Source organism: Streptomyces sp. TE5632 (assembly GCF_054061295.1).
On sequence record NZ_JBSSEA010000003.1, the window covers coordinates 3,112,820 to 3,138,862 of the forward strand.

Here is a 26,043-nt window from a genome sequence, read left to right on the forward strand (position 1 = left end):
ACCTCGGTCCGTCCGGCGAGGCGAGCGTGGGGGCCGGTCCCCTTCATCAGCATCCATCACCATTCATCACACCGCGCCACCGGGAGGGGGCGGCAAGGGACGTCCGGCCCTGTTCCAGGGCCGGACAGGGTGTACACGCGTGCTGGTCATGGCCGGTCCCGGTCGGCGCGGACGCCCTCGACCGGGTATCCGGCCTGCCGCAGCCCGCGCACCAGGGACTCCGCGATGCCGCGGTCGTCCTCCACGGCCAGCACCCGGGTGTCCTCCGACGGGCCTGTGGCCTGCCCGCTCATGAGCGTTACCTGCCTCCCGGACGGTGGCGCAGGCTGCGCCGGCTTCTCCTGTCCTCCAGCTTGCGACGTGGTCGGGCGGGCAGGGGCCGTTCGTCCCCCGGCAACGCCGCCCGGGGCGTGCCCTCCCCCTGACGTCGGGGGTGATGCCGTGACCGGCCGGGCGGACCGTGGTCCCCTGGGTGTGGAGCGGTCAGCCCAGCTGGTCGAGCGCCTTCTGGAAGGCGGCGCCGTGCCGGGCCTCGTCCGCGGCGGTGTCGCGGAAGAAGCGGGCGGCGGCGGTGTCACCGACGGCGGTGGCCCGCTCGGCGAACCCCGGGTACACCATGGTCGCCTCGTGGCGCTCACCGGTGATGGCCATGCCCAGGTTCTCCTTGGTGCTGCGCACCAGACCGGCCAGCACCGCCTCGCCGGCGAAGTGCTCCCGCATTTCGACCTCGGCCGTGCCCTCCCACAGGCGGGCCAGCGCGGCGTTGCCGGTCTGCCGGGCGTGGACGGCGAAGAGCATGTACTTGGCGTGGGCGAGCGCCTCGCCGTGCAGGGCGGTGTCCAGGTTGGCCTTGGTGCGGGCGGCCTTGACCTTCGGCGGCCCGGCGGGCACCGGCACCACGTCGGCCTTCGGCGGTGCCGGGACGGTGCCGTGGCCGGTGGTCACGGCCGCCAGGGCCGTGCGGAAGGCGTCGCGGTGGCGGCCCTCGTCCGTGGCGATCTCGCTGAAGAGCTTCGCGGCCTCGAGGTCCCCGTCCTGCCGGGCCTGGTCGGCGAAGCGGCGGTACATGACCTCGTGCTCGTAGGTCTCGCCGTTGATGGCCCGGCGCAGGTTGGCGGCGTTGCCGCCGACCACGCCGAGGAGGGTGGCCGCCTCGTGCAGGTGCTCGTTCAGCTCGGTCTGCGCCGTGGTGCGGAAGAGCCGGGCGACGGCCGGGAGGCCCTGGCGGTCGGCCTCGGCGGCGAAGAGGCCGTAGACGGCGTGGGCATACGCCTCGCCCCGCATGGTGGTGGTCAGGTCGGCGATGGTCTGCGCCTGCAGGGCCCGGTCGGCGGTGTGCGGTGTCGGTTGCCCTCCGGTCGGGATGGCCAGCGCCAGGGCCGGCGCCGCCGGCGCGGCGGTGGCGGCCAGCGCGCACAGACCCACTACGAGCGTACGTATCGGGTGGTGGGACACGATCTCCTCCTTCGGAGGTTTCTCGGGTGACAGCCCCTGCCTCATACGACCCGCACTCGTACTGCGCCGCCCCTTTGGGGTAGCCCCTTCGGGTGACTTACGGAGCGTGTCCGGGACTCGGCGCGCGACACGCCCCACGGGCGTGACAGCGCGACACCCCGGAGACCCCCGGGCGCAGGTCCGACGACCCGCTCCGGCACAGGCCCTCGCCGACCAGGGCTTCGGCATCCTGAGCGAGATCGACGTCACCGCCATCCTCAAGACCAAGCCGGGCCACGACATGGAGGACCACCTGATCCTCGGCGCCTGCAACCCGCCCCTCGCCCACCGGGCGCTGGAGGTCGACCGCTCCGTCGGCCTGCTGCTGCCGTGCAACGTCGTCGTCCGCCGCGACGGCGACACCACGCTCGTCCAGGCCCTCGATCCCGCCACCATGGTCACCCTCACCGGCCTGCCCGCCCTCGAACCCGTCGCCGGAGAAGCCCGGCGCCTGCTGGACGCCGCCCTCGCCGCCCTGTCGACGGCGGGAGCGGAGGGCGAACCGGGCTCGCGGTCTCGGGGTGGTCAGGGTCGGCCTTCGGCCGTGGCACGCGAGAGCAGAGGAACAAGACCTCGGTCCGGGGGGCAGCTGTGAACGTCGGTGTGCAACGCGGAGCGATCGCTGCCGTGCAAGTGCTCGGTCTCGCCGTGTGGTTCTCCATGTCGGCGGTGGTGCCCAGCCTGCGGAACGACTGGGGGCTCACAGCCGGCGGCGCGGTATGGCTGACGGCCTCCGTGCAGTTCGGCTTCGTCGCCGGGGCCGTGGCCTCGACCGCCATGAACCTGGCGGACCGAGTCCCGCCCCAGCGCCTGCTCGCCGCCAGTGCCGCGGCAGCCGCCGCCTGCACCGTGGTGCTGGCCCTGTTCGCCGACCGGCCGGCCGTCGCCGTCCCGCTGCGATTCATGACCGGGATGTTCCTGGCCGGGGTCTATCCCACCGGCATGAAGCTCATGGCCTCCTGGTCCGGCAGCGCCGGACGGGGCAGGACCATGGGCGTCCTCATCGCCGCCCTCACCCTCGGCTCCACTCTTCCCCATCTCATGGCCGGCGTGGGCTCACTGCCCTGGCGCGGTGTTCTGCTCGCCGCAGCGGCAACCGGGTTCCTGGGCTCGGTCATCTCACTGGTCCTCATCCGGCTCGGCCCCCACGCGGCGCCGACCACGCCCGCCCGCAACCCCCGGTACGCGCTGACCGTGTTCACCGAACGGGGGCCGCGCCTGGCCAATCTCGGCTACTTCGGACACATGTGGGAGCTCTACGCCCTGTGGACCTGGATCCCGTCCTTCCTGCTGGCGGCCTCCGCCGAGAGAGGACTCCCTGGCTCGGTGGAGGTCACGGTGTTCCTCACCATGGGAATCGGCGGGGCGGTCGGTTGCCTGCTCGGCGGCTGGGGCGCGGACCGCTTCGGCCGCTCTCCCGCCGCCCTGGCAGCGCTTCTCCTCAGCGGCCTGTGCTGCCTGGTCTCCCCCCTCTTCTTCCGCGCTCCGCCGCTGCTTCTGTTCGCCTTCTGCACACTGTGGGGTGCTGCCGTGATCGCGGACTCAGGGGTGTTCTCGACATCGCTGAGCGAGGTCGCCGACCACCGCTACGTCGGGACGGCGCTCACCGGCCAGACCGCGATCGGGTTCGCCCTCACCGTCATCAGCATCCAGCTCACCCCGCTCCTGGCCGAGGCCATCGGCTGGCAGCACGCCTTCCTCCTTCTCGCGCCCGGACCCCTCGCCGGCGCCCTCGCCATGCGCGCCTTCGGCAAAGCCACCGCCTCCGCTCCCTCCCCGCAGGGCACCTGACGGTCTGACGGCCTGACGGCTTCTTCCGGCGCTGGAGAGAGCGGGACCCGAAAGACCCGCCCACCCCACGAATGGGAGGGGCGGGGTGCTGAACTGGGGTTTCTCGGTGAAACGTGCGTTGAACTGCGGAAACTCCTCTCGGTAGTTCTCACGGATCAACGCCGTTTCCCAGGTTCATGCGTCCTGGAGGTGCCCTCCGGGGCACGTGCCCCGGAGGGCAGAACAGCCGATCGGGGCCGGCTCTGATGAGCGGGCGAAGACGTCTTCACGCTGGAGGGCTTTCGGACGGAGTTGCGGCGCCGGCGACGATTGCCCGCAGTGCCGCGATGTGGCCGTCGAAGGCATCCCGGCCGGCGCTGGTGAGCCGGGCACGTACCTTCCGGCGGCTGCCGCTGAGACGGCGTTCCGTGGCGACGTACCCGGCTTCCTCGAGCGTCGTGAGCTGCTTGGACAGCGCCGAGTCGGACAGTCCCAACCGGTCCTTGAGGAAGGCGAACTCGGCCCAGTCGACCGCTGCCAGTGTCGCCACCAGCGACAGGCGGGTGCTGGGATGGATCAGCTCGTCGAAATGCGCTTTCGTCATGCCCGCACCCAACGACGCAGAACGCGCAGGATTTCCGGTCCACCGAATCCGACAACGACCGCGACCAGCACCGCCGCCCAGATGCCGGCATGGTCGGCGCCGTCGGCGTCGAGCGCGAGCGCCGCGAGGACGGTGACCCCGATGAGCCCGAGCAGCATGCCGACCACAACCAGTGGGATGCAGCGGCCGGCGACCGCCGCGCTCACCTGCAGCCGATCCGTGCGCCGGCGTCCGTCGAGCAGACGTGACGCGAGCACTGCGTGCCCCATGCCGAAGCCCGCGGTCGCGATCCCGGCCAGCCACGGCGACACCACGCTGCTGAGCACGCCCAACAGGAGCCAGCCGGCCGCCATCGCCCACCAGTAGCCGCGGGGCAAGCCGACTTCCTCGGCCACCTGGCGTCGAGCACGGTCAGCTGCGTCGAGGGCGGTGCGAGCCTGCTCCGGAGCGATGTCGTCCACGGCGACACCTCACTTTCCTAGTGGGAAAGCGAGAGTCCCACTTTCCGATCAGGAAAGTCAAGGGTCGAGGGGGCGACGTCATTTCTCGGGTTCTGCTCAACCTCTGTGGCGCTGTCGCGCCGAGTGACCCGGATGGTGTCCCTGCGGGTGGTGCAAGGGATCTGAAGGTGGTGTCGCGGGTCGGGGTCGGTCGCGCTGCCCGGCGGGCGGGAGATCGAGTGACGGCGTATCGGGCCCTGCCGAGGGCGGTCAGCCGCTCGTGCGGGTGGTTTTCCGTGACCGCCCGGTGAGGCGGCGGCCTCGCCGTGGGCGATGCCGGGACGCCCGTCCATGCCCCGGGGGTGGCACACCCTCCCGAAGCCGTGAGCACTTTGGCCACCGCTGTCCTGATGCCGCTCGTTTGAGCGCTTGAGTGACACATGCCCGCCGGCTGCTCACGGTTTTCCGCACAGCACCCGTCTCCGGCCCCGCAGCCTCGGGACCGCGGAGGCTCCCCACACCACATGGCGGGACATGACCCATTGGTGCCCCTGGACGGTTGGGGAAACCGACGTGACAGGCGATGCCTGCTGAGGAGGACTCGCGTCGTGCGCGATCGTGTGGATGCCTCCTCCGGCCTGGTGCTGCGGAGACGGCGGGCCGAGGACGCCCGGGCGGTGATGACCGCGTTCGCGGATCCGCTCATGCGTGGCCAGGCCGGTGAGCCGGTTGATTCCGTCCAGGCTGCCGAGCGGTGGACAACGGCTCGTGGTGACCAGTGGGCCGCGGACTCCGCCTATTCCTTCGCCGTCGTCGATGGCGGCGGCCTCGTTCTCGGCCAGGTGTGTGTCGGCCCGGTGGACCGGCGTCATGCCACTGGATGGGTGTCCTGCTGGACGACGGCGACGGCTCGTGGCAGAGGCACGGCTTCCCGCGCCTGCCGTGCTGTGGCCCGCTGGGCTTTCGACGACGCGGAACTCTTCCGGCTGGAGCTCGGGCACCGGGTGAACAATCCCGCCTCGTGCGGAGTGGCTCGCGCCGCCGGCTTCGCGGTGGAAGGACGGCAGCGACAGAAGCTCGAATACGACGGTGTCCGCTACGACGTGGAACTCCATGCCCGCCTGGCGACGGATACGCAACCCGTGTCGTGGTGAGGCCGGCTCGGGGTCAGCGGACCGCCATTCATCCCGCCCCCTTTCGCAGGTGACCGCCAGGTCAGTGCCGCATCAGGCGACGTTCGCCCCGTGAGGCGTTGGCGGTTCCGACGGAGGCCGCCGTTCCATCGTCGGAGCCGTCCGTGGGAACCGGGCGGGTGCGCGGGAGACTGGCCGCATGGAGTCGATCGATCGGGAAACGGCCCGTGCCTGGCTCGCCACCGCCCTCGCGGAGGCCCGCGCGGGGCTCGCCGAGGGCGGTGTCCCCGTCGGCGCCGCGCTGTACGGCGCCGACGGGACCCTGCTCGGCCGGGGCCGCAACCGCAGGGTGCAGGACGGTGATCCGTCCGTGCACGCGGAGACGGCCGCCTTCCGGGCGGCGGGACGGCAGCGCTCGTACCGCGGTACGACGATGGTGACGACCCTGTCGCCCTGCTGGTACTGCTCCGGGCTGGTCCGGCAGTTCGGCATCTCCCGGGTGGTGATCGGCGAGGCGGTCACCTTCCACGGCGGTCACGACTGGCTGGCCGAACACGGTGTGGAGATCGTGCTGCTGGACGATCCGGAGTGCGCCGCGATGATGCGGGACTTCGTCGAGCGGCATCCGCGGCTGTGGCACGAGGACATCGGAAAGTGACGAAGGCCGGTTCCCGTGACCCAGGTCACGGGAACCGGCCTTCGCGGTACACGGATCAGAAACCGACGGACCGCAGGACGCCCAGGCCGACGTCGGCGTAGGAGTGCTTGCCGGAGACGAAGATGTTCACGCCGTAGTAGTTGAACAGCCAGCAGCAGAAGGCGGCCAGCGCCAGGTAGGCGGCCTTGCGGCCCTTCCAGCCGGCGGTGGCGCGGGCGTGCAGGTAGCCGGCGTAGGCGACCCAGGTGATGAAGGACCAGGTCTCCTTGGGGTCCCAGCCCCAGTAGCGGCCCCAGGCGTCGCCGGCCCAGATGGCGCCCGCGATGATCGTGAACGTCCACAGCGGGAAGACGGCCGCGTTGACGCGGTAGGCGAACTTGTCGAGCGAGGCGGAGGCGGGCAGCCGCTCCATGACGGAGGTGGCGAAGGCGCCGGGCTTGCCGCCGCGCGCGAGCTTGCCCTCGTAGGAGTCCTTGAACAGGTACAGGATCGTGCCGACCGCGCCGACGTAGAAGACCGCGCCGCACAGGATCGCGGTGGAGACGTGGATGTACATCCAGTACGAGTCGAGCGCGGGGACCAGCTGGTCGCTCTCGGTGTACAGGACGGTGATGGCGACACCGAGGTCGAGAAGCACGGTCGTGGTCAGGAACAGCCCGAGCCAGCGCACGTTCTTCTTCAGCGCCAGCAGCAGGAGGTACACGCCGACGGCGGTGGTGGTGAAGGTGATGTTGAACTCGTACATGTTGCCCCAGGGCGCCCGCTGCACGGACAGCGCCCGGGTGAGCACACCACCGAACTCGATCACGAAGGCGAGCACCGTGAAGGAGACGGCGATCCGCCCGAAGAGGTCGCCCTGCTCGTCCCCGCCGTGCGCCCCGGGCCCGTCGGGCACGTCACGGGTGCCGGCCCCGGCCCGTACGACGACCTTCGGCCGCTCCAGCACTGCGGTGCCGCCCGCCTTGTCGACGGTGACGGCGGGGGTCTTCCCGGCCGCCTTCCCGGCCGCCTGTGCCCGGGGGGTGAGCGCGGCGGCGGTGCGGGCGACCTTGCTGCGGCTGCCGAAGATCCATTCGGCGATGTACGCCAGGAAGGCCAGGGTGTAGACCGCCATCGCGGAGTAGACCAGCACGTTGCTGATCTCCGCGAGGTTCTCGTTGTGCGCGGCGGCCAGGCTTGTGGCGGTGGCCAGATCGGTTGCGGCGGCGAGAGTCAAGGCTTCTCAGCCCCTTCGGCAGATGTGGCTTGGGGGTCGGGGGAATCGGCGGATGCTGCGTGGTCGTCGGCGGTGTTGTCATCGGAGCCGTCATCGGCGTCGGGGACACCGGGAGCCTGGTCGTAGAGGATTCCGGCCAGGTCGCCGAGTTCCTCGGGCACCTTGGCGGACTCGCTGCGGCCGAGCCCGGCCATCTCGACGACGGTGACGCCGTCGGGGCCCTCGACCGCGCGCACCCACACACGGCGCCGCTGGACGAACAGGGAGCAGGCGAGGCCGCCGATCGCGAAGAGGGAACCGGCGAGGGCCCAGCCGCCGCCCGGTTCCTGGACGACCTGGAAGCCGGCCCACTCCCTGATCTCCTTCTCGAAGGTGACCGAGCCGGCACCGTCCGGGAGGGTCATGGTCTCGCCGGGCATCAGCAGCTTCTTGAACAGCTCGCCCTCGGAGTCCTTGAACTCCTTCATCTTGGTCTTGTCCATCTGGTAGACGCTCTGCGGAATGCCGGCGTCGGCCTTCAGGTCGCCGTGGTAGGCGGAGAGTGCGAGCACCGGGTAGTCCAGTGCCGGGAACTGGGAGAGCATCGTGCCGGTGGCCGAGCCGCCGAAGGTGGGCACGAAGAAGGCGTTGAAGCCGAGCTGTTCCTTCTTGCCCTCGGGGTTGCGGTAGCCGTCGAGGACCTTGACCACACCGGAGGAGGTGACGTTGGCGTCGAGCGGCAGCAGCGGCACGGCGTCCTTGAAGACGACCTTGCCCTCGCCGTCGCGGACGGTGACGACGGGCGCGTAGCCGTGGCTGACGAGGTAGACCTTGGCGTCGCCGACCTTCAGCGGCTTGTTCACCTCGACGGTGGTCGTCTTCTCCTTGCCGTAGGCGCCCTCGCTGTAGATCAGCTCGGTCTCGTACGTGCGCGGGGTGCCCTTGTTGGGGCCGGCGGGCTCGTACGTGCCGGTGAAGGACTTCACGGTGAAGCTGAACGGCTCCAGGTCGGCGACGTCGAAGAGGTTGCCGGACTTGAAGTCGTCGTACTGCGTGAGCGTGTTGGCGAAGCCCTGGCCCTCGACGATCAGCTTGTTGCCCTCGGACTTGAACAACTGGCCCCAGGCGAAGGCGATCAGCATCACGATCAGGGCGATGTGGAAGGTGAGGTTGCCGACCTCCCGCAGATAGCCCTTCTCGGCGGCGACGGCGTCACCGGCCCGGTGGGCGCGGAAGCGGCGCTTCCGCAGCAGGGCCAGGGCGGCCTCACGGACCTGCTCGGGCTCGGCCTCGGTGCGCCAGGTGGTGTAGGCGGGCAGCCGGGTCAGCCGCCGGGGGGCGCCCGGCGGACGGCCGCGCAACTGGCCGACGAACTGCCAGGTGCGGGGCACGATGCAGCCGATGAGGGAGACGAACAGCAGGATGTAGATCGCCGAGAACCACACCGAGCTGTAGACGTTGAACAGGCCGAGCTTGTCGTAGATCGGTGCGAGGACGTCGTGCCGCTCGCGGAAGTCGTCGACCTGGGTCTTGTCGATGCCGGTCTGCGGGATGAGCGAGCCGGGGATCGCGGCCAGCGACAGCAGGAGGAGCAGCAGCAGGGCGACCCGCATGGAGGTGAGCTGCCGCCAGAACCAGCGGGCCCAGCCGATGACGCCCAGGGAAGGCAGAACGGGCGGCTCCTCGGTGGGAGCCGTGGACAACTGGGAGCCGGCGACATCCAGGTCCTGATCGTCGCCGACCTTCAAGGTCTTGCCGGTCGTGGTGTTGCTCATCGGGTCAGATCCCCACCGTGAAGCCGTTGGACCAGGTCTGCATCTCCGCCACGAGACTGTCCCACGCGCCGGTCAGCAGCAGCACACCGGTCACGACCATCATGGTGCCGCCGATACGCATCACCCAGACATAGTGCCGCTTGACCCAGCCGAAAACTCCGAGCGCCTTGCGGAAGGCGATCGCGGTAAGCACGAACGGCAGGCCAAGGCCAAGGCAGTACGCGACCGTCAGTACCGCGCCGCGGCCGGCGGTGGCCCCGTTGAAGGACAAGGCTGTGACGGAGGCAAGCGTCGGGCCGATGCAGGGGGTCCAGCCGATCCCGAACAGCGCGCCCAGCACAGGCGCTCCGGCCAGACCGGCTGCCGGACGTCGGTGAAAGCGGAACTCGCGCTGGGTGAGCCGTGGCATCAACCCCATGAAGAAGACGCCCAGGAGAATCATGAGGACACCGAGCACCTTGGACAGGACGCCCTGATACTCCTGCAGCGTCTGCCCGAAGTAGCCGAAGAAAGCCCCGCCGGAGACGAACACGACGGTGAAGCCGAGCACGAACAGGGAGGCACCGGCGGCCATCCGCCCGCGCCGGGCCTCGGCGAGGTCGGTGCCGGACATGCCGGTCACATAGGAGAGGTAGCCGGGGACCAGCGGCAGCACGCAGGGCGAGAAGAAGGAGACGAGCCCGCCGAGCAGGGCGATGGGCAGCGCCACCAGCAGGGCGCCGTTGAGCACCGTGCCGTTGTAGACCTGGTCGGCGGCGAGGGAGGCCGTGCCGGCGGCGAGCGTGGTGAGGGTGGTCACGTCACTTCTCCGCGACGACCGGCTTGAGCATCTTCAGCAGCCGTTCCTCGCTGAGCGCGGTCAGCGAGCGGGACGCGATCTTCCCGTCACGGTCCAGGATCAGGGTGGAGGGGACCGCCTGCGGGTTGAGGGTGCCCTTCTCGAAGCGGAGCATCAGCTTGCCCGTGGGGTCGTACAGGCTCGGGTAGGTGATGCCGAAGTCCTTCTCGAAGGCGAGCGCCGAGCCGACGCTGCCGTCGCGGGTGTTGATGCCGACGAACTGCACGCCCCGGTCGGCGTACTCCTCGGACACCTTGGCGAAGTACTTGGCCTCCGCGCGGCACGGGTTGCACCAGGAGCCCCAGATGTTGAGGACGACGACCTTGCCCTGGAAGTCGGCGACGTCGAGGGGCTCGCCCCCGAGCGTCTCGCCGGACAGGTCGGGCGCGGCGACGCGCTCGCCCTTGGCGACGGTGGAGATGCCGTCGGCGCCGGTGACGAAGTTGGTGTTGCCGCCCCCGCCCGAGGTTCCGCCGGAACCGCACGCGGAGACCAGCAGGGCGGCCACGGCGGTGCCCACGGTCAGGGCGGCACGGCGGCGGACGCGGGTGGCGCGATTCGCGCGCTGGGGGGCACGGCTGGCGGCACTCATGTGAAAAGTTTCGCATGCCCGTTCTGGGGATCTTGCCCACCCCCCTCGCGGACGGAAACCCGCATATCGGCCCGGCTCGGATGCCCTGTCAGGCGCCGCCGGGTTCTCGGGTCAGGCGCCGCTCGGTTTCTCTGCCCCGGTGGCGCTCGGTTCCCCGCTCCCGGCGGTGCTGCCGGCACCCTTCAGGAAGCCCTGCCAGCCGCCGGCCGGCTCCTGCCCGACGTCCAGGGTGCGCAGCCGCTCCAGCACCTCGGGCCGCTGCGCGTCCAGCCAGTCGGTGAACTGCCGGAAGGAGACGATGCGCACGTCGCCGCCCTTCTCCCTCGCCCGCGCGATGTGCTTGAGGGCTTCCTCCACCGCGTCCATGTAGATGCCGCCGTTCCACTGCTCGAAGTGGTTGCCGACGAAGAAGGGTGCCCGGTTCGTCCCGTAGGCCCGCTCGAAGCCCGATATGTACGCCTGGGCCGCCTGCTTGCGCCAGCCCGGGTGGTGGTGGGCGGGCGCGTTGGTGGAGTTGACGGACTGGTTGGCGAGGATGTTGTAGTCCATCGACAGGACCTCGAAGGAGCGTCCGGGAAAAGGTATCTGCTGCAGCGGAAGGTCCCATATGCCGTCCCGCTTCGACGGCCAGACCTGGCGGCCGCCGGGCGAGGAGGCGTCGTAGCGCCAGCCGAGATCGCGGGCGGTGGTCAGCAGGTTGTCCTGGCCGAGCAGACAGGGCGTGCGGCCGCCGACGAGTTCCTTGTCGTAGTCGAACGGCAGCGACGGCAGGTCGGTCCAGCCGGAGTTGGTCCGCCACTCCTTCACGAACGACTTCGCCTGGTCTATCTCGCTGCGCCACTGCTGCGGCGTCCAGTTGCCGACGCTGCCGGAGCCGGCGCAGAAGTGGCCGTTGAAGTGGGTGCCGATCTCATGGCCCTCGAGCCAGGCGCGGCGGACGTTCCTCAGCGTGTCCTTGATGTGGTCGTCGGTGAGGTAGCCGATGTCGGAGGCGCCGCGCGGGTTGTTCGGCGGGTCGTACAGCCGCTTCTTCGACTCGGGCAGCAGATACAGCCCGGAGAGGAAGAACGTCATGTGCGCCTCGTGCTCCTCGGCGAGGTCCAGGAAGCGCGGGAAGAGCCCGTTGCCGACCTCGCCGGCCCCGTCCCAGGAGAAGACGACGAACTGCGGCGGGGACTGACCCGGCTCCAGCGGCACCGGCCTGGCGGGCTGGTGGGGCTGCTTGCCGGTGAAGGCGGTGGAGCCGTCGCCGATCGGCCGGGCGGTCTTCGTCGGCTTCGGCGTGCCCGTACGGCCGCCCCCGCCGCTCTCGTCGGAACCACCGGAACCCCCGGCGCGGCTCGTACCGCTCGGGCCGGTGGCGCCGCCGCAGCCGGCCAGCGACACCGCCGCGGCGGCCCCCGCGCCGAGCCCGAGCATTCCCCTGCGTGTGAGAGTGCGCATGACATCCCCGTTCGTCACGTCCTCTGGTGGTCACTCATTCAGAGGACGTGACGCGAACAGGGGTTCCCGTGGAGTGCGGAGGTTTGGCAACGATCGTCACGGGGGTGTCATGCGGCCGCCGGAACGCCCACCCTGCCTGAGGCCCTAGGCCCCGAAGGCCTTCCCCTTCCCCTTCACCGGCTTGGCGCCGGCGAGGAGGTGGGCGGGGACGAGATCGCGGGCCGGCTCGCTGTAGCCGACGGAGACGATCCTGTCCCCCCGGTAGGTGAAGGTGGTCAGCGAGGCCAGCGTGCACTGCCGCTTGCGCGGGTCGTGCCACAGCCGCCGCTTCTCGGCGTAGGACCGCACGATCCAGATCGGCAGCTGATGGCTGACCAGCACCGCCTCGTGACCGCGCGCCGCGTCCTTGGCCGCGTCCAGCGCGCCCATCATGCGGACGACCTGCTCGATGTACGGCTCGCCCCAGGACGGCTTGAACGGGTTGACGAGGTGCTTCCAGTTCTCGGGCCGGCGCAGCGCGCCGTCGCCGACGCCGAAGGTCTTGCCCTGGAAGACGTTGTCGGCCTCGATCAGCCGTTCGTCGGTGGCGATGTCCAGGCCGTGCGCCTTGGCGATCGGCTGGGCCGTCTCCTGCGCCCGCTCCAGCGGGGAGGCGCCGACGTGGACGACGTCCCGGGAGGCGAGGTGCTCGCCGACCCGTTCGGCCATCCGCCGGCCCAGCTCGGAGAGCTGGTAGCCGGGGAGCCGGCCGTAGAGGACGCCTTCCGGGTTGGCGACCTCGCCGTGCCGCAGCAGGTGGACGACGGTGAGGTCGTTCTTGTTCCCGGTGCTCACGCCGTCGCCTCCGCCGCCGCTCGGGCCGCCGCCGGGAGGGCGTCGGCGATCCGCTGGACGGCCCGGTCGTCGTGCGCGGTGGACACGAACCAGGCCTCGAAGGACGAGGGCGGCAGGTGGACGCCGTTCGCGAGGAGGGAGTGGAAGAAGGCGGTGTAGCGGAAGGACTCCTGCGCCTTGGCGTCCTCGTAGGTGCGCACCGGTCGGTCGGTGAAGAAGACGGAGAACATGTTGGAGGCGTTCTGCAGCGTGTGCGCCACGCCCTCCTTGGTCAGCGCCTCGGTGACGAGGGACTGGATCCGCGCGGAGACGGCGTCGACCTTGGCGTAGGCGGCGTCGTCGAGCAGCCGGAGCTGGGCGAGCCCGGCGGCGGTGGCGACGGGGTTGCCGGAGAGGGTGCCGGCCTGGTAGACGGGCCCGGCGGGGGCGAGGTGCGCCATGACGTCGGCCCGCCCGCCGAAGGCCGCGGCCGGGAAGCCGCCGCCCATCACCTTGCCGAAGGTCATCAGGTCGGGCCGCACACCGTCGACGCCGTACCACCCGGCGCGGCTGGTGCGGAACCCGGTCATCACCTCGTCGGAGACGTACAGCGCGCCGTTCGCGGCGCAGGCGTCCTTGAGTCCCTGGTTGAACCCGGGCAGCGGCGGTACGACGCCCATGTTGCCCGGGGACGCCTCGGTGATCACACAGGCGATCTCGCCGGGGTGCGCGGCGAAGGCCGCGTGCACGGCGTCGAGGTCGTTGTACGGCAGGACGATCGTGTCGCCGGCCTGGGCCCCCGTGACACCGGGGGTGTCCGGCAGCGCGAACGTGGCGAGACCCGACCCCGCGGCGGCCAGCAGCGCGTCGACGTGGCCGTGGTAGCACCCGGCGAACTTGATCACCTTGGCGCGCTGCGTGAAGCCGCGGGCGAGCCGGATCGCCGACATGGTGGCCTCGGTGCCGCTGGACACCAGCCGGACCTGCTCCAGCGGCTCGACCCGGGCGACCATCTCCTCGGCGAGCGCGACCTCGCCCTCCCCCGGCGTGCCGAAGGAGGTTCCGCGCGTGACGGCCTCCTGCACGGCGGCGACCACCTCGGGGTGCGCGTGCCCGAGGATCATCGGCCCCCAGGAGCAGACCAGGTCGACGTACTCCCGTCCGTCGGCGTCGGTCAGGTACGGGCCGGTGCCGGACACCATGAACCGGGGCGTGCCGCCGACGGCGCGGAAGGCACGCACCGGCGAATTCACGCCACCGGGGGTGACGGCCGCGGCACGGTCGAACAGCGCCTGCGAGGCTTGGGCTTCGTATGGGTATGGCAGTTCGCTCATGACCTGCGACTTCTCCGACCTCTCCGACATCTCGGACTCGGGGTGCGAGTGACCTGTTCAGGGTAGGCCAGGCGGGAGCGGAGGGCCGGAGGCCGGGGGAGGGAGCGGCTCCGGGCGGGTCCGGGGACGGCCGGGGCGACCACCGGCCGAGCGGCCGCCCGGGTGGCCGCCCGGGTGGCCGCCCGGGTGGCCGACTGAGTCATCCGACCCCATCCGTTCGTACAACCATTCGCACGACTGTTTCGTACGGTCGCCCCACACGACCGGCCACGGGCTCGGGTATCCGGCCACCTGCGGGGACATCCGGTCCCGGATCGCCCGTGATCTGCGAAACTGGCGTCCGAGTAGACACAGCTCACCCGGCCCAAAGCGGCCGGACGCTGGGAAGGTCCCGCGGGCAGATGCAACACCGCACGTTTCGGCGGGCGGCCGTGGGGGAGGTCACTGACACGATGATCGGGTTGCGCGGCGGCGCCACGCGGCCTAGAAAAGCAGTCGGGTGGAGATATGCATCGCGGTGGCGGACTGGGCGAGGGGACTGACGACCTCGGTCCTCGGCGTTCCCGGCGGGGAAGGCACCGGCGCGAGGCGGAAGAGGTCGACAAGGCCCGGCGGGCACACGGTGCTCCGGGCGAGGCCGAGTCGATCGACCCGTCGAGTGCGGGGAGCAGGATGGGTGGGCGAGTGGGGGTGACCTACAAGTACTTCGGCGCGCCGGACGGCGCCACCGCCGCCCGCGTCCCGATCTCGATGCGCCCCGAGGAGCTCGGCGGCGACGAGCTCGGCATGGGCGGCATGTTCACCAAGATCAAGCCGGAGACGATGGCCGCCATGGTCCTCACCGGCATCGAGGGCGTCCCCCTGCACAAGGTGCCGCCGCTGGAGCTGGTCGTCCTGCATCCCGACTACGCGGTCGTGAAGCTCCCGATGACGGCCGTCGACCGACTCCGCGACATCGGCGAGGAGGCGGTGGGCGCGGCCGCCTTCATCTGGTCCACGGTCCCCGACCGCGGCGGCCCCAGCGACGCCTTCAACGTCTACCAACTGCTGCACGAGTGGCAGGACTTCAGCCACCGGCTGCACGAGGCGGGGCATCAGGCGTACTGCCTGGTGTGGCCCTGACCTGGGATTTCACTGGTTTCGGGCGGGGTTTTCGGACCCCGCCCTCCGCATGTCCCGAGGGGGCCCGCCGGGCGGCCGGGGCGCACTGAGGGCACATGGGTCCGGCGAGGGCGCCGATATGCCCCGGCTTGTGAGGTCGGGTCACGCCGGGCGAGCGCCTTGACGCTCCCTCCCGCGTCCGGGAGAGCACGGAGGCGTAGCCTGCTGGCTCGATCATCGCCGCGTGAGCGGCGGTCGGGCCCGGGTGGGAGGAACGTCATGGGTGCTGCTCCGGCGTTGGAGGAGCTGCGGGAGGTCTGCCAGCCGCAGGCCAAGCTGGCGAGCCGGAACGGCGAACACTGGGCGGGCCGCCTCTACATGCGCCGGATCTCGCTGCGTGCGACCCGCCAGCTGGTGCGCACCCCGGTCACCCCGGACCAGCTGACCTGGACCATGGTCGTGTGCGGGGTCGCCGCCGGCGCCGCGCTGATGATCCCCGGCCTGACCGGTGCGGTCCTCGCCGTGATCCTCATGCAGCTGTTCCTGCTCTTCGACTGCGTGGACGGCGAGGTCGCCCGCTGGAAGGGCCAGAACAGCGCGACCGGCATCTACGTCGACCGGCTCGGCGCGTATCTCGCCGACGCGGCACTGCTGGCGGGCGCCGGCTACCGGGCCGCCGAGTCCGGCGTCGGCGGCTGGCTGTCGGTGGGCATCGCCACCGCCCTCGGGGTCGTCCTGCTCAAGGCCTCCACCGACCTGGTGGACGTCGCCCGCGCCCGGCGCGGACTGGCCGTCGCCGACGACGAGTCGACCCGCCCGCGCTCGCAGGGCGTGGCCACCGTGCGCCGCATCGCCGCCGCCTTCAAGATCCACCGGGTGACCAACGGCATCGAGGCCTCCCTCGTCCTGCTGGTCGCGGCGGTCGCCGACGCGGTGACCGGCGGCATCGAGCCGACCCGCTGGGCGCGGCGCTGGGCGCGCTGGCCGTGATCACCTGGCTGATGGTCCCGGCCCACCTGCTGTCGATCCTGTCCTCGTCGCGCCTGCGCTGAGCCGACGCACTCCGACTCGTCGCGGCCCGGGCCGTCCGGGCCGTCCGTGCCCTAGCCCTTGTCGCCCTTGTCGCCCTGGCTGTCGTCCGCGTCCCGGTTCTTCTCCTCGTTCAGCGATTTGAGGAAGTCGGGGTTGTCGTCCGGGGCGACCCACTGCTGCCGACCGCCGCCCCGGCTCCAGGCGGAACCGATCTGGCCGCCCGCGCCCAACGGGTGCCGCTTCTTGCCGGCGATGATCCACGAGATCGAACCGACGAGCGGGAACAGCAGCACGAGGATCGCCCACAGCGGTTTGGGCATGTGACGAATGTCCTCGTCCTTCGTGCTGATGCAGTCGATGAACGCGTAGACGCTCAGCGCGAGGGGGACGAGGAACATCAGCACCCGGAGCATGGGCCTCTCCAGAGAAGGGGTCGTCGGGGACGTCGGCACAGCCACAGCCCCCAGGTACCTGGCAAGGGTAGCCGCTCGGGGATACTTGGCCCCATGGCTTACGACGATCTTCGCTCCCTGCTGAGGGCCCTGGAGCGCGAGGGCGACCTCAAGCGCGTCAAGGCAGAGGTCGACCCGCATCTCGAGGTCGGTGAGATCGTCGACCGGGTGCAGAAGGCCGGCGGTCCCGCACTGCTCTTCGAGAACGTGCGCGGCTCGAGCATGCCCCTCGCGATGAACGTGTACGGCACCGACCGCCGACTGCTGAAGGCGCTCGGCCTGAAGTCGTACGGCGAGATCAGCGAGAAGATCGGCGGTCTGCTCAAGCCCGAGCTGCCCCAGGGCTTCATCGGTGTGCGCGAGGCGTTCGGCAAGCTCGGCTCGATGACCCACGTACCGCCGAAGAAGGTGAAGGACGCCCCGGTGCACGAGGTCGTCCTGCACGGCGACGACGTGGACCTCGACCGGCTCCCCGCCCTGTTCACCTGGCCCAAGGACGGCGGCTCCTTCTTCAACCTGGGCCTGACCCACACCAAGGACCCCGAGACGGGCGTCCGCAACCTCGGTCTGTACCGGCTCCAGCGCCACGACAAGCGCACCATCGGCATGCACTGGCAGATCCACAAGGACAGCCACAACCACTACCAGGTGGCGGCCCGGCGCGGTGAACGGCTCCCGGTCGCCATCGCCTTCGGCTGCCCGCCCGCCGTGACGTACGCCTCCACGGCGCCGCTCCCCGGCGACATCGACGAGTACCTGTTCGCCGGGTTCGTGCAGGGCAGGCGGATCGAGATGGTCGACTGCAAGACGGTCCCGCTCCAGGTCCCGGCGCAGGCCGAGGTCGTCATCGAGGGCTGGCTGGAGCCGGGGGAGATGCTCCCCGAGGGCCCGTTCGGCGACCACACCGGCTTCTACACGCCGCAGGAACCGTTCCCCGCCCTGAAGATCGACTGCGTCACGATGCGCAAGCGCCCGCTGCTCCAGTCGATCGTGGTCGGCCGGCCGCCGACGGAGGACGGTCCGCTGGGCCGCGCCACCGAGCGCTTCTTCCTCCCCCTCCTCAAGATCATCATCCCGGACATCGTGGACTACCACCTCCCCGAGGCGGGCGGCTTCCACAACTGCGCGATCATCTCGATCGACAAGAAGTACCCCAAGCACGCCCAGAAGGTGATGCACGCGGTCTGGGGCGCCCACATGATGTCGCTGACCAAGCTGATCGTGGTCGTCGACTCCGACTGCGACGTGCACGACCTGCACGAGGTCGCCTGGCGCGCGCTCGGCAACACCGACTACGCCCGCGACCTCAGCCTCGTCGAAGGCCCCGTCGACCATCTCGACCACGCCTCCTACCAGCAGTTCTGGGGCGGCAAGGCGGGCATCGACGCGACGAAGAAGTGGCCCGAGGAGGGGTACACGCGCGACGGCGGCTGGCCCGACATGGTCGAGTCCGACCCGGCCACGGCGGCGCTGGTCGACCGCCGCTGGAAGGAGTACGGACTGTGACGTCGGCCTCCGCCGCGCTCCCGCGGCAGCCGGGGCGCACGAAGGCGTTCCTGCGCCTGGTGATGATCGAGCACTCGGTCTTCGCCCTCCCCTTCGCCTACATCGCGGCCCTCACCGCGATGTACGAGTGGGACAGGAACATCCACTGGGGCCGACTGCTCCTGGTCACGATCGCCATGGTCGGCCTGCGCACCTTCGCGATGGCCGCCAACCGGATCATCGACCGCGAGATCGACGCCCGTAACCCGCGCACCGCCCACCGCGAGCTGGTCACCGGCGCGGTGTCGGTGAAGCACGCGTGGACCGGCGCGCTGATCGCCCTCGTGGTGTTCCTGGTCGCGGCGGCCCTGCTCAACCCGCTCTGCCTGGCCCTCGCGCCGGTCGCGGTGATCCCGATGGTGGTCTATCCGTACGGCAAGCGGTTCACCAACTTCCCGCAGGCCATACTGGGCCTCGCCCAGGCCATGGGACCGGTCGGCGGCTGGCTGGCGATCACCGGCGCCTGGTCCTGGGAGGCGGTCGTCCTCGGCCTCGCGGTCGGCATCTGGATCGGCGGCTTCGACCTGATCTACGCCTGCCAGGACGTCGACACCGACCGCGAGGTCGGCGTGAAGTCGGTCCCGGCCCGCTTCGGCATCCCGGCCGCCATCTGGGGCGCCCGCGCCTGCCACGTCGTGACGACGGCCCTGTTCGTCTGGTACGCGGTCCTCACCGACGCCGGAGCCTTCTTCTGGCTCGGCCTCCTGATCGTCGCGGGCGCCTTCGTCTACGAACACACCATCGTCCGCCCGACCGACCTGACCCGCCTGAACCGGGCGTTCTTCAGCGTCAACGGCTTCATCGGCATCGCGCTGTTCGTCTGCGCGCTGCTCGATCTGCTGGTGCGGGGGCTCACCTTGTAGCCCTTTCGGGCGGTCTGCTCGGTTTCGGCGTTTTCGGCTGCGGGAGCACGAGCGGGCCGTGGGCTCCCCTCGTGCTCCCGCGCATGCGGGGACGACCGTTCGGAGCCGTCGGCCTGGGCAGGGCGCACACACCGGACCCCGGCCTCACACGGTGAGCGCCTCCCGGCGTTCGGGTGCGCGGCGGAACAGGAAGGCCGCCGCCACGCCGGCCAGCAGGCCGATGAGGTGGCCCTGCCAGCTGACGCCGGTCTGGCCGGGGGCGATGCCCGCGAGGATCGAGCCGCCCCAGACCGCGCCGACCAGCACCCCGACCACGACGCCCATCGGCCGGCGCTCCACGAAGCCACTGCACAGCAGGAAGCCGAAGAGGCCGAAGATCAGGCCGGAGGCGCCCGCGGTGTTGGTGTGCGCCGGGGCTATGAGCCACACCCCCAGCCCGTCGGCCACGATGATCAGCGCGCACACGGCGGCGAACCGGCGCAGACCGCCGAGGGCGGCGAGGAAGCCGAGCACCAGCAGCGGCACGCTGTTCGCCGCGACATGGGCGAAGCCGAAGTGGATGAAGGCGGAGGGGACGACGTCGGCCAGCTCCGAGGTCGTGCGCGGTACGACCCCGAAGTCGTCCAGAGCATGCCCGGAGGCCGTGTCGACCACTTCCAGCAGCCACAGCAGCGCCACCCAGGCCGCCATCACCACGGCCGCCGTCTTCGCCCGCTCGCGCCCCGACCACGGTGAACCGGTGTTGGACACGGCAACCCCCTCCGTCCGATCGTCCGCCTGGGGAACGGACCGGCCCCCTTGCCCGGTTCCCACCCCACCATGCCGGATAGGCTCGGTGTCGTGAACCATCTCAAGCCAGGAGAGACGACCCGAACGCCTTGGATCCTGGGGGTGTCCGGCGCTTCCGGCACGCCGTATGCGGCAGCCGTGCTCCGTGCGCTCCTCCAGGCGGGGGAGAGCGTCGACCTCGTCGTCAGCCGTGCCTCGCGGCTCACCCTGCTGGACGAGACCGGCCTCTCCTTCAGGGACGCCCACTGGCGCGACGACCTGCGGGAGTGGCTGTCCCGGGGAGCGGACGGCAAGCCCGGCACCTTCGCCGTGGACCTCGACGGCGTACGGCACTGGGCCGCCGGTGACCTCGCGGCGGGCCCCTCCTCCGGCTCGTATCCGAGCAAGGGCATGCTGATCGTGCCCGCCTCCACGGCCTGTGTGGCCGGGGTGGCGCTCGGGCTGTCCAAGGACCTGTTGCAGCGGGCGGCGAGCGTGGTCCTGAAGGAGGGGCGCAAGCTGGTCGTGGCCGTCCGGGAGACCCCGCTGAACGGCCAGACCCTGCGGCACCTGGTCACCCTCGACGACGCGGGTGCGGCCGTGGTGCCCGCCTCGCCGGGCTTCTACGCGGGTGCGACGCACATCCAGGACCTGGTGGACTTCGTCGCCGGACGCGTGCTCGACGCGGCGGGCGTCGAGCACACGCTCTACCGCAGGTGGAAGGGCGAACTCGGCGGCGGGTCCACCCGTACCGAGTGAGCCCGAGGAGGCCGGAGGCCCCCCGAGCCCTTCGCGTCCGCGGAGCCCGTCGCGGCACCGGCACCCACAGCAGCACCAAGAGCGCCAGCAGCAACACCCGAACCACCCGAACCACCTCTCAGCAAACTCCAGACTCTTCAGTGGAAGGCTTCGATCGCATGGACGCGGTGGACAGGCAGCTCATCCAGGCCCTGAGAGAGAACGGCCGGGCCTCCTACGCCGAGCTGGGGCGCCTCGTCGGACTGTCGGGCCCCAGCGTCACCGACCGCATCAACCGGCTGGAGGCGGCCGGCGTCATCACCGGCTACCGCGCCACCGTGGACGCCGCCTCGCTCGGCCTCGGGGTGACGGCCCTGATCGGCATCTCGCTCTCCGACGCCGCCGACCACGAGGACGTGGCGCAGCGGCTGAAGGACCTGGGGGAGATCGAGGACTGCTGGTTCATCGCCGGCGAGGACTCCTACATGCTCAAGGTGCGGGCGGCCGACGTGGACGGGCTGGAGCGGACCATCCGCCGGCTGTCCGGCACCAAGGGCGTCTCCCGGACCCGCACCACCATCGTGCTCTCCACGAAGTGGGAGAACCGCGTCGGTGAGCTGCCCGAAGAGGTCCGGTAGCCGGGGCGTTACGGTGGGCGGAGTCTGTCTCAGGGTCTCTCTCAGGAAACTCAGAAAAGAGGTATCGGCATGGACGTCGGGCTCAAGCGCGAGCTGGAGGAGAAGGTCCGCTCCGGTGAGCGGCTGTCCCGCGAGGACGGCATCGCGCTGTACGAGTCGGACGACCTGGCCTGGCTGGGCGGGCTGGCGCACGAGGTGCGGACGCGGAAGAACGGCGACGTCGTCCACTTCAACGTCAACCGCCACCTCAACATGACCAACGTGTGCACCGCCTCCTGCGCGTACTGCTCCTTCCAGCGCAAGCCGGGGGAGAAGGACGCGTACACGATGCGGATCGAGGAGGCGGTGAGGCTCGCGAAGGAGATGGAGGCGGAGAACCTCACCGAGCTGCACATCGTCAACGGGCTCCACCCGAACCTGCCGTGGCGCTACTACCCGCGTTCCCTGCGCGAGTTGAAGGCCGCGCTGCCGGACGTGTCCCTGAAGGCGTTCACCGCCACCGAGATCCACCACTTCGAGACCATCTCCGGGATGTCCGCCTCCGAGATCCTCGACGAACTGATCGACGCCGGGCTCGAGTCCCTCACCGGCGGCGGCGCGGAGATCTTCGACTGGGAGGTCCGGCAGCACATCGTCGACCACCGCACCCACTGGGAGGACTGGTCGCGGATCCACCGACTGGCGCACGAGAAGGGGCTGAAGACGCCCTGCACCATGCTCTACGGCCACATCGAGGAGCCCCGCCACCGCGTCGACCACGTGCTGCGGCTGCGTGAACTCCAGGACGAGACCGGCGGTTTCCAGGTCTTCATCCCGCTGCGCTACCAGCACGACTTCGTGGACATGAAGGACGGCAAGATCCGCAATCGCCTCCAGGCCAGGACGCAGATGGCGACCGGTGCCGAGGCGCTGAAGACGTTCGCCGTCTCCCGTCTCCTCTTCGACAACGTCCCGCACGTCAAGGTCTTCTGGGTGATGCACGGCGTCAACACCGCCCAACTCGCCCTCCAGTACGGCGCGGACGACATGGACGGCTCCGTCGTCGAGTACAAGATCACCCATGACGCGGACGACTTCGGCACGCCGGACAAGCTCACCCGCGAGGACCTGCTGGACCTGATCCGTGACGCCGGTTTCCGCCCCGTGGAGCGCAACACGCGGTACGAGATCATCCGCGAGTACGACGCCGCCGACCCCGCCCGCCGCGAGTCGCCGCAGCCGATGCGGGTCTGAGGGAGAATCCCCACCGTGCCTCTCGTTTTCACACTGGATCCGCCCGTCACTCCGGAACTCCGTGACGGCATCCTGGAGTTGTGGGTCGACGTCACCGACGCGGGCGGTGCCGTCGGCTTCGTGCCGCCGGTGACGCGGGACGAGGTCCGCCCGGAACTGGTGCGGCAGTTCGTGGCGATGGCCGAGGAGCGGTCCCGGCTGCTCGTCGGGTACGACGAACAGGGGCGGGTGGCCGCGACGGCGTTCCTCACCCTCAACACCCACCGGCTGATGACCCACTGGCTCTGGCTGTACACGGTGATGGTCCACCCCTGCCACCAGGGCAAGGGATACGGCCGTGACCTGCTCGCCGCCGCGGAACGGGCCGCCCGCACCCTCCCCGGCATCGAGGGGATACGGCTCACCTGCCGTGGCGGGCTCGGCCTGGAGCGGTTCTACGGCTCCTGCGGCTACAAGGAGGTCGGCCGGATCCCCGGCGCGATCCGGGTGGCCCCGGGCGACGAGCGGGACGACGTCGTCATGCTGCTGCCGCTCGCCTGACCCCCGCCCGGGGGTTCCGGGGGCGGGCGTGCTTCACTGGAGGATGTCCCATTGGGACACGTTCTGACCGTTCGTCCGGGAGAGTGGATGAGATGCTCCGCTACACGTTGATGCGCTTCGGGATCTTCGTGGGCTGCCTCCTGGTCGTCTGGGGCCTCGTCTACACCGGCCTCGCCCCGCGTGGCCTCGGCGACTCCAACGGTCTGTGGATCATCCTGCTGGCCCTGCTGATCTCGGCCCCGATCAGCCTCGTCGTGCTGCGCAAGGAGCGGGACCGGGCCTCGGAGCGGATCGTGCGGCGGGTCGACCGGGTGAAGGCCAACCTGGAGGCCAACCGCAACCAGGAGGACGTGGCCGACGACGCCGCCCGCACCCAGACGCAGAGCCAGCCTCAGAGCCAGGGCCAGACCCAGCAGGGGCAGACGCAGACCTCGTAGGCGGTGTGAGTTCCCCCACCCGTGCGCCGCTCCACCCCTCGTCGTCCGGCACCCCGGTTTCCGTAACACCCATGGAAACCGGGGTGCTTTGTGTTGTGCGGGTATTTTTCGATCTCCACCTCTCAAAGTAAGGCTTTGAGGGCCTCAAAGGGCAGGTGTTAAGGTCGTGGGGTGAAGTCAGCAGCCGTGTTCCCCGCACCCCGGAGGGTCCCCCTCGTGGCACGCCTGCACGTGGACCTCTGCCGGGTCACCACCGCGCACTGTCACCCCTGACGTTCCCGGCGCCCTGACGTCCTGACGCCCACGGAGGCCCGACCCTCCCGTGCACGGCGCTTCCCACGTCCTCGGCGCCCCGCTGCCCCGGCGCTACGTCCCGTCCTCACGCATTCCCCCTCCCCACGACGGAGCATGTCCGTGTCCACGAACACGAAGTCCTTCAAGCTGCCCATAAGGGCCCCCTTCTGGGCCCAGATACTCGCCGGCCTCGTCCTGGGCGCCCTGCTCGGCTGGCTCGGCCGCAGCCAGGACGTCACCTGGCTGGTCACGGCCCTGGAGAAGACCGGCGGTGTCTTCATCGGCCTGCTCAAGCTGGCCGTGGCACCGCTCGTCTTCTTCGCGATCCTGGTCTCCATCACCAACCTGCGGAAGGTCAACAACGCGGCCCGGCTGGCCTCGCGCACCCTCCTCTGGTTCCTGGTCACCTCGCTGATCGCGGTGACCATCGGCCTGGTGATCGGCCTGGTCACCAACCCCGGCGCGGGCACCGGACTCACCCCCGCGGACGGCGGGACGCCCGAGAAGACCGGCTCCTGGCTCGACTTCCTGACCGGCATCGTGCCGACCGACGTGATCACACCGTTCACCGAGCTGAACGTGCTGCAGATCGTCTTCCTGGCCGTAGTCGCCGGTGTCGCCGCCCTCCAGCTCGGCGAGAAGGCCCAGCCGATCCTCACCTTGAGCGAGTCCGTCCTCGAACTCCTCCAGAAGGCGCTGTGGTGGGTCATCCGCCTCGCCCCGCTCGGCACCCTCGGCCTCATCGGAAACGCCATCGCGACCTACGGCTGGGACCTGATCGGCCAGTACGCGACCTTCACCGCCGACGTCTACATCGGCTGCCTGATCGTCCTGTTCGGCGTCTACCCGGCGCTGCTCGCGGGCGTCGCCAAGGTCAACCCGGTCCAGTTCTTCAAGGGCGCCTGGCCCGCGATCCAGCTGGCCTTCGTCTCCCGCTCCTCCGTCGGCACCATGCCGCTCACCCAGAAGGTCACCGAGCGCCTCGGCGTGCCCAAGGAGTACGCGTCGTTCGCCGTCCCGTTCGGGGCGACCACGAAGATGGACGGCTGCGCCGCGGTCTACCCCGCCATCGCCGCGATCTTCGTCGCCCAGATCTTCGACGTCCCGCTGGGCGTGGGCGACTACCTGCTGATCGCCTTCGTCTCGGTGGTCGGCTCCGCCGCCACGGCCGGCCTCACCGGCGCGACGGTGATGCTGACCCTCACTCTCTCCACGCTCGGCCTGCCCCTGGAGGGCGTCGGCCTGCTCCTCGCCATCGACCCGATCGTGGACATGATCCGCACCGCGACCAACGTCGCCGGGCAGGCCCTGATCCCGGTCGTCGTCTCCGCACGCGAGGGCCTGCTCGACCGCGACGCCTACGACTCGGTCCACTCCTCGCCCGTCGAGACCACCCCGGCCGAGGAGCCCGGGCGGGTGCCGGTCGCCGCCGTCTGACCGGCGCCCGGACGCCCCGTACGGCGGGCGCGTCGCGACGTGCCCGGGGCGTCCGTCGCCCCCGTGGCGCCCCCTCCCGGCGGGACCGGGAGGGCGTCACGGGCCCGTAGGCTGATCCGTATGGGTGCCGTGAAGAGCAAGCGGATGCCGCGGGCGGTCCGCGAACAGCAGATGCTGGACGCCGCTGTGCGGACCTTCGGCCGCCGCGGGTACACGGCCGCGTCGATGGACGAGATCGCCGAACTGGCGGGTGTGTCCAAGCCGTTGGTCTATCTGTATCTGAACTCCAAGGAAGAGCTGTTCACCGCGTGCATCCGCCGTGAGGCGACGGCGCTGATCGAGGCGGTGCGCGCGGGCGCGAGTCCCGAACTGCCTGCGGACCGCCAACTCTGGTCGGGCCTGACGGCGTTCTTCACCCACACCGCGCGGCACCCGGACGCCTGGGCCGTGCTGCACCTCCAGGCCCGCACGCACGGCGAGGTCTTCGCCGCCGAGGTCGCCACGATGCGCGCGGAGGTCGTGGCCTTCGTGACCGAGCTGATCCTTGCCGCCGCCCGCGAAGCGCACCGAAAGCCCGACCTCCCCGGCGGCGAGGTCTCCGGGCTCGCGGAGGCCCTGGTCGGCGCCGCCGAGGCGCTCGCCGACTGGGCCAACGCCACCCCCGGCGTCACGGCCCGGCAGGCGTCGGCCACCTTGATGAACTTCTCCTGGGAAGGGCTGGGCGACCTGATGGCGGGCCGCCGCTGGTCACCGCCCGACGGCGCGGACGGCGCGGAGGGCGCGGAGGGCAGTGCCGCCGACGCCGGCCCGGTCACTCACGCCGGGCGGACCTCCCCGGTCAGGTGAAGGCGGTCGCCGGGGCCGCACGGCTCGAGG

27 protein-coding genes and 2 pseudogenes are annotated in these 26,043 nt (G+C 70.7%); 16 read left to right on the forward strand and 13 right to left on the reverse strand.

The annotated features are described in order from the left end of the window. Positions 1-146: 146 nt before the first annotated feature. Entirely contained in the window at positions 147-293 is a 147-nt protein-coding gene (locus tag ACVW19_RS19425; protein WP_457460613.1) for a hypothetical protein, read from the reverse strand. 190 nt (positions 294-483) lie between these two features. Beyond that, positions 484-1,455, reverse strand: a complete 972-nt coding sequence (locus tag ACVW19_RS19430; RefSeq protein ID WP_457460614.1) for a ferritin family protein — start codon at positions 1,453-1,455, stop codon at positions 484-486. 142 nt (positions 1,456-1,597) lie between these two features. Between ACVW19_RS19430 and ACVW19_RS19435 the strand changes: the two are divergent. Beyond that, a pseudogene (locus ACVW19_RS19435) lies at positions 1,598-1,981 on the forward strand (DUF302 domain-containing protein); the annotation flags it as partial. Between the two features lie 140 nt (positions 1,982-2,121). After that, positions 2,122-3,285 carry an MFS transporter gene (locus ACVW19_RS19440; protein ID WP_457460615.1) on the forward strand — a complete coding sequence of 388 codons (1,164 nt, stop codon included), beginning with the start codon at positions 2,122-2,124 and terminating at the stop codon, positions 3,283-3,285. Positions 3,286-3,550: 265 nt separating this feature from the next. Here ACVW19_RS19440 and ACVW19_RS19445 read toward each other — a convergent pair whose 3' ends face one another. Both ACVW19_RS19445 and ACVW19_RS19450 read right to left on the reverse strand, forming a co-directional pair. Further along, entirely contained in the window at positions 3,551-3,868 is a 318-nt protein-coding gene (locus ACVW19_RS19445) for a winged helix-turn-helix domain-containing protein (RefSeq protein ID WP_457460616.1), read from the reverse strand. Further along, a complete protein-coding gene (locus ACVW19_RS19450) occupies positions 3,865-4,329 on the reverse strand; it encodes a hypothetical protein (RefSeq protein WP_457460617.1) in 465 nt (154 codons plus the stop codon). Before ACVW19_RS19450 ends, ACVW19_RS19445 begins: the two co-directional genes overlap by 4 nt. 587 nt (positions 4,330-4,916) lie before the next feature. Between ACVW19_RS19450 and ACVW19_RS19455 the strand changes: the two genes are divergently transcribed. Beyond that, positions 4,917-5,462, forward strand: coding sequence for a GNAT family N-acetyltransferase (locus ACVW19_RS19455; RefSeq protein WP_457460618.1), 546 nt, complete (start codon positions 4,917-4,919; stop codon positions 5,460-5,462). Between the two features lie 178 nt (positions 5,463-5,640). Next, entirely contained in the window at positions 5,641-6,099 is a 459-nt protein-coding gene (locus ACVW19_RS19460) for a nucleoside deaminase (RefSeq protein WP_457460619.1), read from the forward strand. A 55-nt stretch (positions 6,100-6,154) separates the two neighbouring features. Here ACVW19_RS19460 and ccsB read toward each other — a convergent pair whose 3' ends face one another. The 7 genes from ccsB to hemL all read right to left on the reverse strand — a co-directional run bounded on the left by ccsB (position 6,155) and on the right by hemL (position 14,089). Next, entirely contained in the window at positions 6,155-7,315 is a 1,161-nt protein-coding gene (gene ccsB, locus ACVW19_RS19465; protein ID WP_457460620.1) for a c-type cytochrome biogenesis protein CcsB, read from the reverse strand. Continuing rightward, the gene (resB, locus tag ACVW19_RS19470; RefSeq protein WP_457460621.1) at positions 7,312-9,069 is read right to left on the reverse strand and encodes a cytochrome c biogenesis protein ResB; all 1,758 of its coding nucleotides are present in this window, start codon (positions 9,067-9,069) and stop codon (positions 7,312-7,314) included. Before resB ends, ccsB begins: the two co-directional genes overlap by 4 nt. A 4-nt stretch (positions 9,070-9,073) precedes the next feature. After that, entirely contained in the window at positions 9,074-9,868 is a 795-nt protein-coding gene (locus ACVW19_RS19475; protein ID WP_457460622.1) for a cytochrome c biogenesis CcdA family protein, read from the reverse strand. Position 9,869: 1 nt separating this feature from the next. Continuing rightward, positions 9,870-10,499, reverse strand: coding sequence for a TlpA family protein disulfide reductase (locus ACVW19_RS19480; RefSeq protein ID WP_457460623.1), 630 nt, complete (start codon positions 10,497-10,499; stop codon positions 9,870-9,872). A 111-nt stretch (positions 10,500-10,610) separates the two neighbouring features. After that, complete coding sequence (locus ACVW19_RS19485; RefSeq protein ID WP_457464684.1) at positions 10,611-11,918, reverse strand: hypothetical protein; 1,308 nt, start codon at positions 11,916-11,918, stop codon at positions 10,611-10,613. A 168-nt stretch (positions 11,919-12,086) separates the two neighbouring features. After that, complete coding sequence (locus ACVW19_RS19490) at positions 12,087-12,776, reverse strand: histidine phosphatase family protein (RefSeq protein ID WP_457460624.1); 690 nt, start codon at positions 12,774-12,776, stop codon at positions 12,087-12,089. Further along, positions 12,773-14,089 carry a glutamate-1-semialdehyde 2,1-aminomutase gene (hemL, locus tag ACVW19_RS19495; protein WP_457460625.1) on the reverse strand — a complete coding sequence of 439 codons (1,317 nt, stop codon included), beginning with the start codon at positions 14,087-14,089 and terminating at the stop codon, positions 12,773-12,775. Before hemL ends, ACVW19_RS19490 begins: the two co-directional genes overlap by 4 nt. A gap of 507 nt (positions 14,090-14,596) precedes the next feature. Between hemL and ACVW19_RS19500 the strand changes: the two genes are divergently transcribed. Together ACVW19_RS19500 and ACVW19_RS19505 are read left to right on the forward strand one after the other, a co-directional pair. Continuing rightward, entirely contained in the window at positions 14,597-15,211 is a 615-nt protein-coding gene (locus ACVW19_RS19500) for a hypothetical protein (protein WP_457460626.1), read from the forward strand. 258 nt (positions 15,212-15,469) lie between these two features. Then, a pseudogene (locus tag ACVW19_RS19505) lies at positions 15,470-16,242 on the forward strand (CDP-alcohol phosphatidyltransferase family protein). A gap of 51 nt (positions 16,243-16,293) precedes the next feature. On the opposite strand, the gene ACVW19_RS19510 reads toward ACVW19_RS19505, so the two are convergent. Next, positions 16,294-16,635 carry a PLD nuclease N-terminal domain-containing protein gene (locus ACVW19_RS19510; RefSeq protein WP_457460627.1) on the reverse strand — a complete coding sequence of 114 codons (342 nt, stop codon included), beginning with the start codon at positions 16,633-16,635 and terminating at the stop codon, positions 16,294-16,296. A gap of 93 nt (positions 16,636-16,728) precedes the next feature. Between ACVW19_RS19510 and ACVW19_RS19515 the strand changes: the two genes are divergently transcribed. Both ACVW19_RS19515 and mqnP read left to right on the forward strand, forming a co-directional pair. Beyond that, positions 16,729-18,180: a menaquinone biosynthesis decarboxylase gene (locus ACVW19_RS19515; RefSeq protein ID WP_457460628.1), complete on the forward strand. Its 1,452-nt coding sequence runs from the start codon at positions 16,729-16,731 to the stop codon at positions 18,178-18,180. After that, positions 18,177-19,082, forward strand: coding sequence for a menaquinone biosynthesis prenyltransferase MqnP (gene mqnP, locus ACVW19_RS19520; RefSeq protein ID WP_457460629.1), 906 nt, complete (start codon positions 18,177-18,179; stop codon positions 19,080-19,082). Before ACVW19_RS19515 ends, mqnP begins: the two co-directional genes overlap by 4 nt. A gap of 144 nt (positions 19,083-19,226) precedes the next feature. Here the strand turns inward: mqnP and ACVW19_RS19525 are convergent, their stop codons facing one another. Beyond that, positions 19,227-19,772: a rhomboid family intramembrane serine protease gene (locus tag ACVW19_RS19525; protein ID WP_457464685.1), complete on the reverse strand. Its 546-nt coding sequence runs from the start codon at positions 19,770-19,772 to the stop codon at positions 19,227-19,229. Between the two features lie 150 nt (positions 19,773-19,922). Between ACVW19_RS19525 and ACVW19_RS19530 the strand changes: the two genes are divergently transcribed. The 8 genes from ACVW19_RS19530 to ACVW19_RS19565 all read left to right on the forward strand — a co-directional run bounded on the left by ACVW19_RS19530 (position 19,923) and on the right by ACVW19_RS19565 (position 26,013). Further along, positions 19,923-20,609 carry a UbiX family flavin prenyltransferase gene (locus ACVW19_RS19530; protein ID WP_457460630.1) on the forward strand — a complete coding sequence of 229 codons (687 nt, stop codon included), beginning with the start codon at positions 19,923-19,925 and terminating at the stop codon, positions 20,607-20,609. Positions 20,610-20,767: 158 nt separating this feature from the next. Beyond that, positions 20,768-21,226 carry an Lrp/AsnC family transcriptional regulator gene (locus ACVW19_RS19535; protein ID WP_457460631.1) on the forward strand — a complete coding sequence of 153 codons (459 nt, stop codon included), beginning with the start codon at positions 20,768-20,770 and terminating at the stop codon, positions 21,224-21,226. A 69-nt stretch (positions 21,227-21,295) separates the two neighbouring features. Further along, on the forward strand, positions 21,296-22,459 hold the full coding sequence (gene mqnE, locus ACVW19_RS19540; RefSeq protein ID WP_457460632.1) for an aminofutalosine synthase MqnE: 1,164 nt from the start codon (positions 21,296-21,298) through the stop codon (positions 22,457-22,459). Between the two features lie 15 nt (positions 22,460-22,474). Further along, the gene (locus ACVW19_RS19545) at positions 22,475-22,999 is read left to right on the forward strand and encodes an N-acetyltransferase family protein (RefSeq protein ID WP_457460633.1); all 525 of its coding nucleotides are present in this window, start codon (positions 22,475-22,477) and stop codon (positions 22,997-22,999) included. 92 nt (positions 23,000-23,091) lie between these two features. Then, positions 23,092-23,436, forward strand: a complete 345-nt coding sequence (locus ACVW19_RS19550; RefSeq protein WP_457460634.1) for a DUF4229 domain-containing protein — start codon at positions 23,092-23,094, stop codon at positions 23,434-23,436. Between the two features lie 186 nt (positions 23,437-23,622). Beyond that, positions 23,623-23,709: a putative leader peptide gene (locus tag ACVW19_RS19555; protein ID WP_457464687.1), complete on the forward strand. Its 87-nt coding sequence runs from the start codon at positions 23,623-23,625 to the stop codon at positions 23,707-23,709. Positions 23,710-23,844: 135 nt separating this feature from the next. Beyond that, positions 23,845-25,167: a dicarboxylate/amino acid:cation symporter gene (locus ACVW19_RS19560; RefSeq protein WP_457460635.1), complete on the forward strand. Its 1,323-nt coding sequence runs from the start codon at positions 23,845-23,847 to the stop codon at positions 25,165-25,167. Positions 25,168-25,287: 120 nt separating this feature from the next. Beyond that, positions 25,288-26,013, forward strand: a complete 726-nt coding sequence (locus ACVW19_RS19565) for a TetR/AcrR family transcriptional regulator (RefSeq protein WP_457460636.1) — start codon at positions 25,288-25,290, stop codon at positions 26,011-26,013. Positions 26,014-26,043: the final 30 nt, after the last annotated feature.

Excerpts from the sequence above, each read along its gene's own strand:
- ACVW19_RS19425 (WP_457460613.1), bottom strand. The coding sequence starts at position 293 with ATGAGCGGGCAGGCCACAGGCCCGTCGGAGGACACCCGGGTGCTGGCC.
- ACVW19_RS19460 (WP_457460619.1), top strand. The coding sequence starts at position 5,641 with ATGGAGTCGATCGATCGGGAAACGGCCCGTGCCTGGCTCGCCACCGCC.
- ACVW19_RS19515 (WP_457460628.1), top strand. The coding sequence starts at position 16,729 with ATGGCTTACGACGATCTTCGCTCCCTGCTGAGGGCCCTGGAGCGCGAG.
- ACVW19_RS19550 (WP_457460634.1), top strand. The coding sequence starts at position 23,092 with ATGCTCCGCTACACGTTGATGCGCTTCGGGATCTTCGTGGGCTGCCTC.
- ACVW19_RS19485 (WP_457464684.1), bottom strand. The coding sequence starts at position 11,918 with ATGCTCGGGCTCGGCGCGGGGGCCGCCGCGGCGGTGTCGCTGGCCGGC.
- ACVW19_RS19510 (WP_457460627.1), bottom strand. The coding sequence starts at position 16,635 with ATGCTCCGGGTGCTGATGTTCCTCGTCCCCCTCGCGCTGAGCGTCTAC.
- ACVW19_RS19445 (WP_457460616.1), bottom strand. The coding sequence starts at position 3,868 with ATGACGAAAGCGCATTTCGACGAGCTGATCCATCCCAGCACCCGCCTG.
- ACVW19_RS19525 (WP_457464685.1), bottom strand. The coding sequence starts at position 19,772 with ATGGCGGCCTGGGTGGCGCTGCTGTGGCTGCTGGAAGTGGTCGACACG.
- ACVW19_RS19480 (WP_457460623.1), bottom strand. The coding sequence starts at position 10,499 with ATGAGTGCCGCCAGCCGTGCCCCCCAGCGCGCGAATCGCGCCACCCGC.
- ACVW19_RS19535 (WP_457460631.1), top strand. The coding sequence starts at position 20,768 with ATGGACGCGGTGGACAGGCAGCTCATCCAGGCCCTGAGAGAGAACGGC.
- resB (WP_457460621.1), bottom strand. The coding sequence starts at position 9,069 with ATGAGCAACACCACGACCGGCAAGACCTTGAAGGTCGGCGACGATCAG.
- hemL (WP_457460625.1), bottom strand. The coding sequence starts at position 14,089 with ATGAGCGAACTGCCATACCCATACGAAGCCCAAGCCTCGCAGGCGCTG.
- ACVW19_RS19565 (WP_457460636.1), top strand. The coding sequence starts at position 25,288 with ATGGGTGCCGTGAAGAGCAAGCGGATGCCGCGGGCGGTCCGCGAACAG.
- mqnE (WP_457460632.1), top strand. The coding sequence starts at position 21,296 with ATGGACGTCGGGCTCAAGCGCGAGCTGGAGGAGAAGGTCCGCTCCGGT.
- ACVW19_RS19560 (WP_457460635.1), top strand. The coding sequence starts at position 23,845 with ATGTCCGTGTCCACGAACACGAAGTCCTTCAAGCTGCCCATAAGGGCC.
- ACVW19_RS19500 (WP_457460626.1), top strand. The coding sequence starts at position 14,597 with ATGCATCGCGGTGGCGGACTGGGCGAGGGGACTGACGACCTCGGTCCT.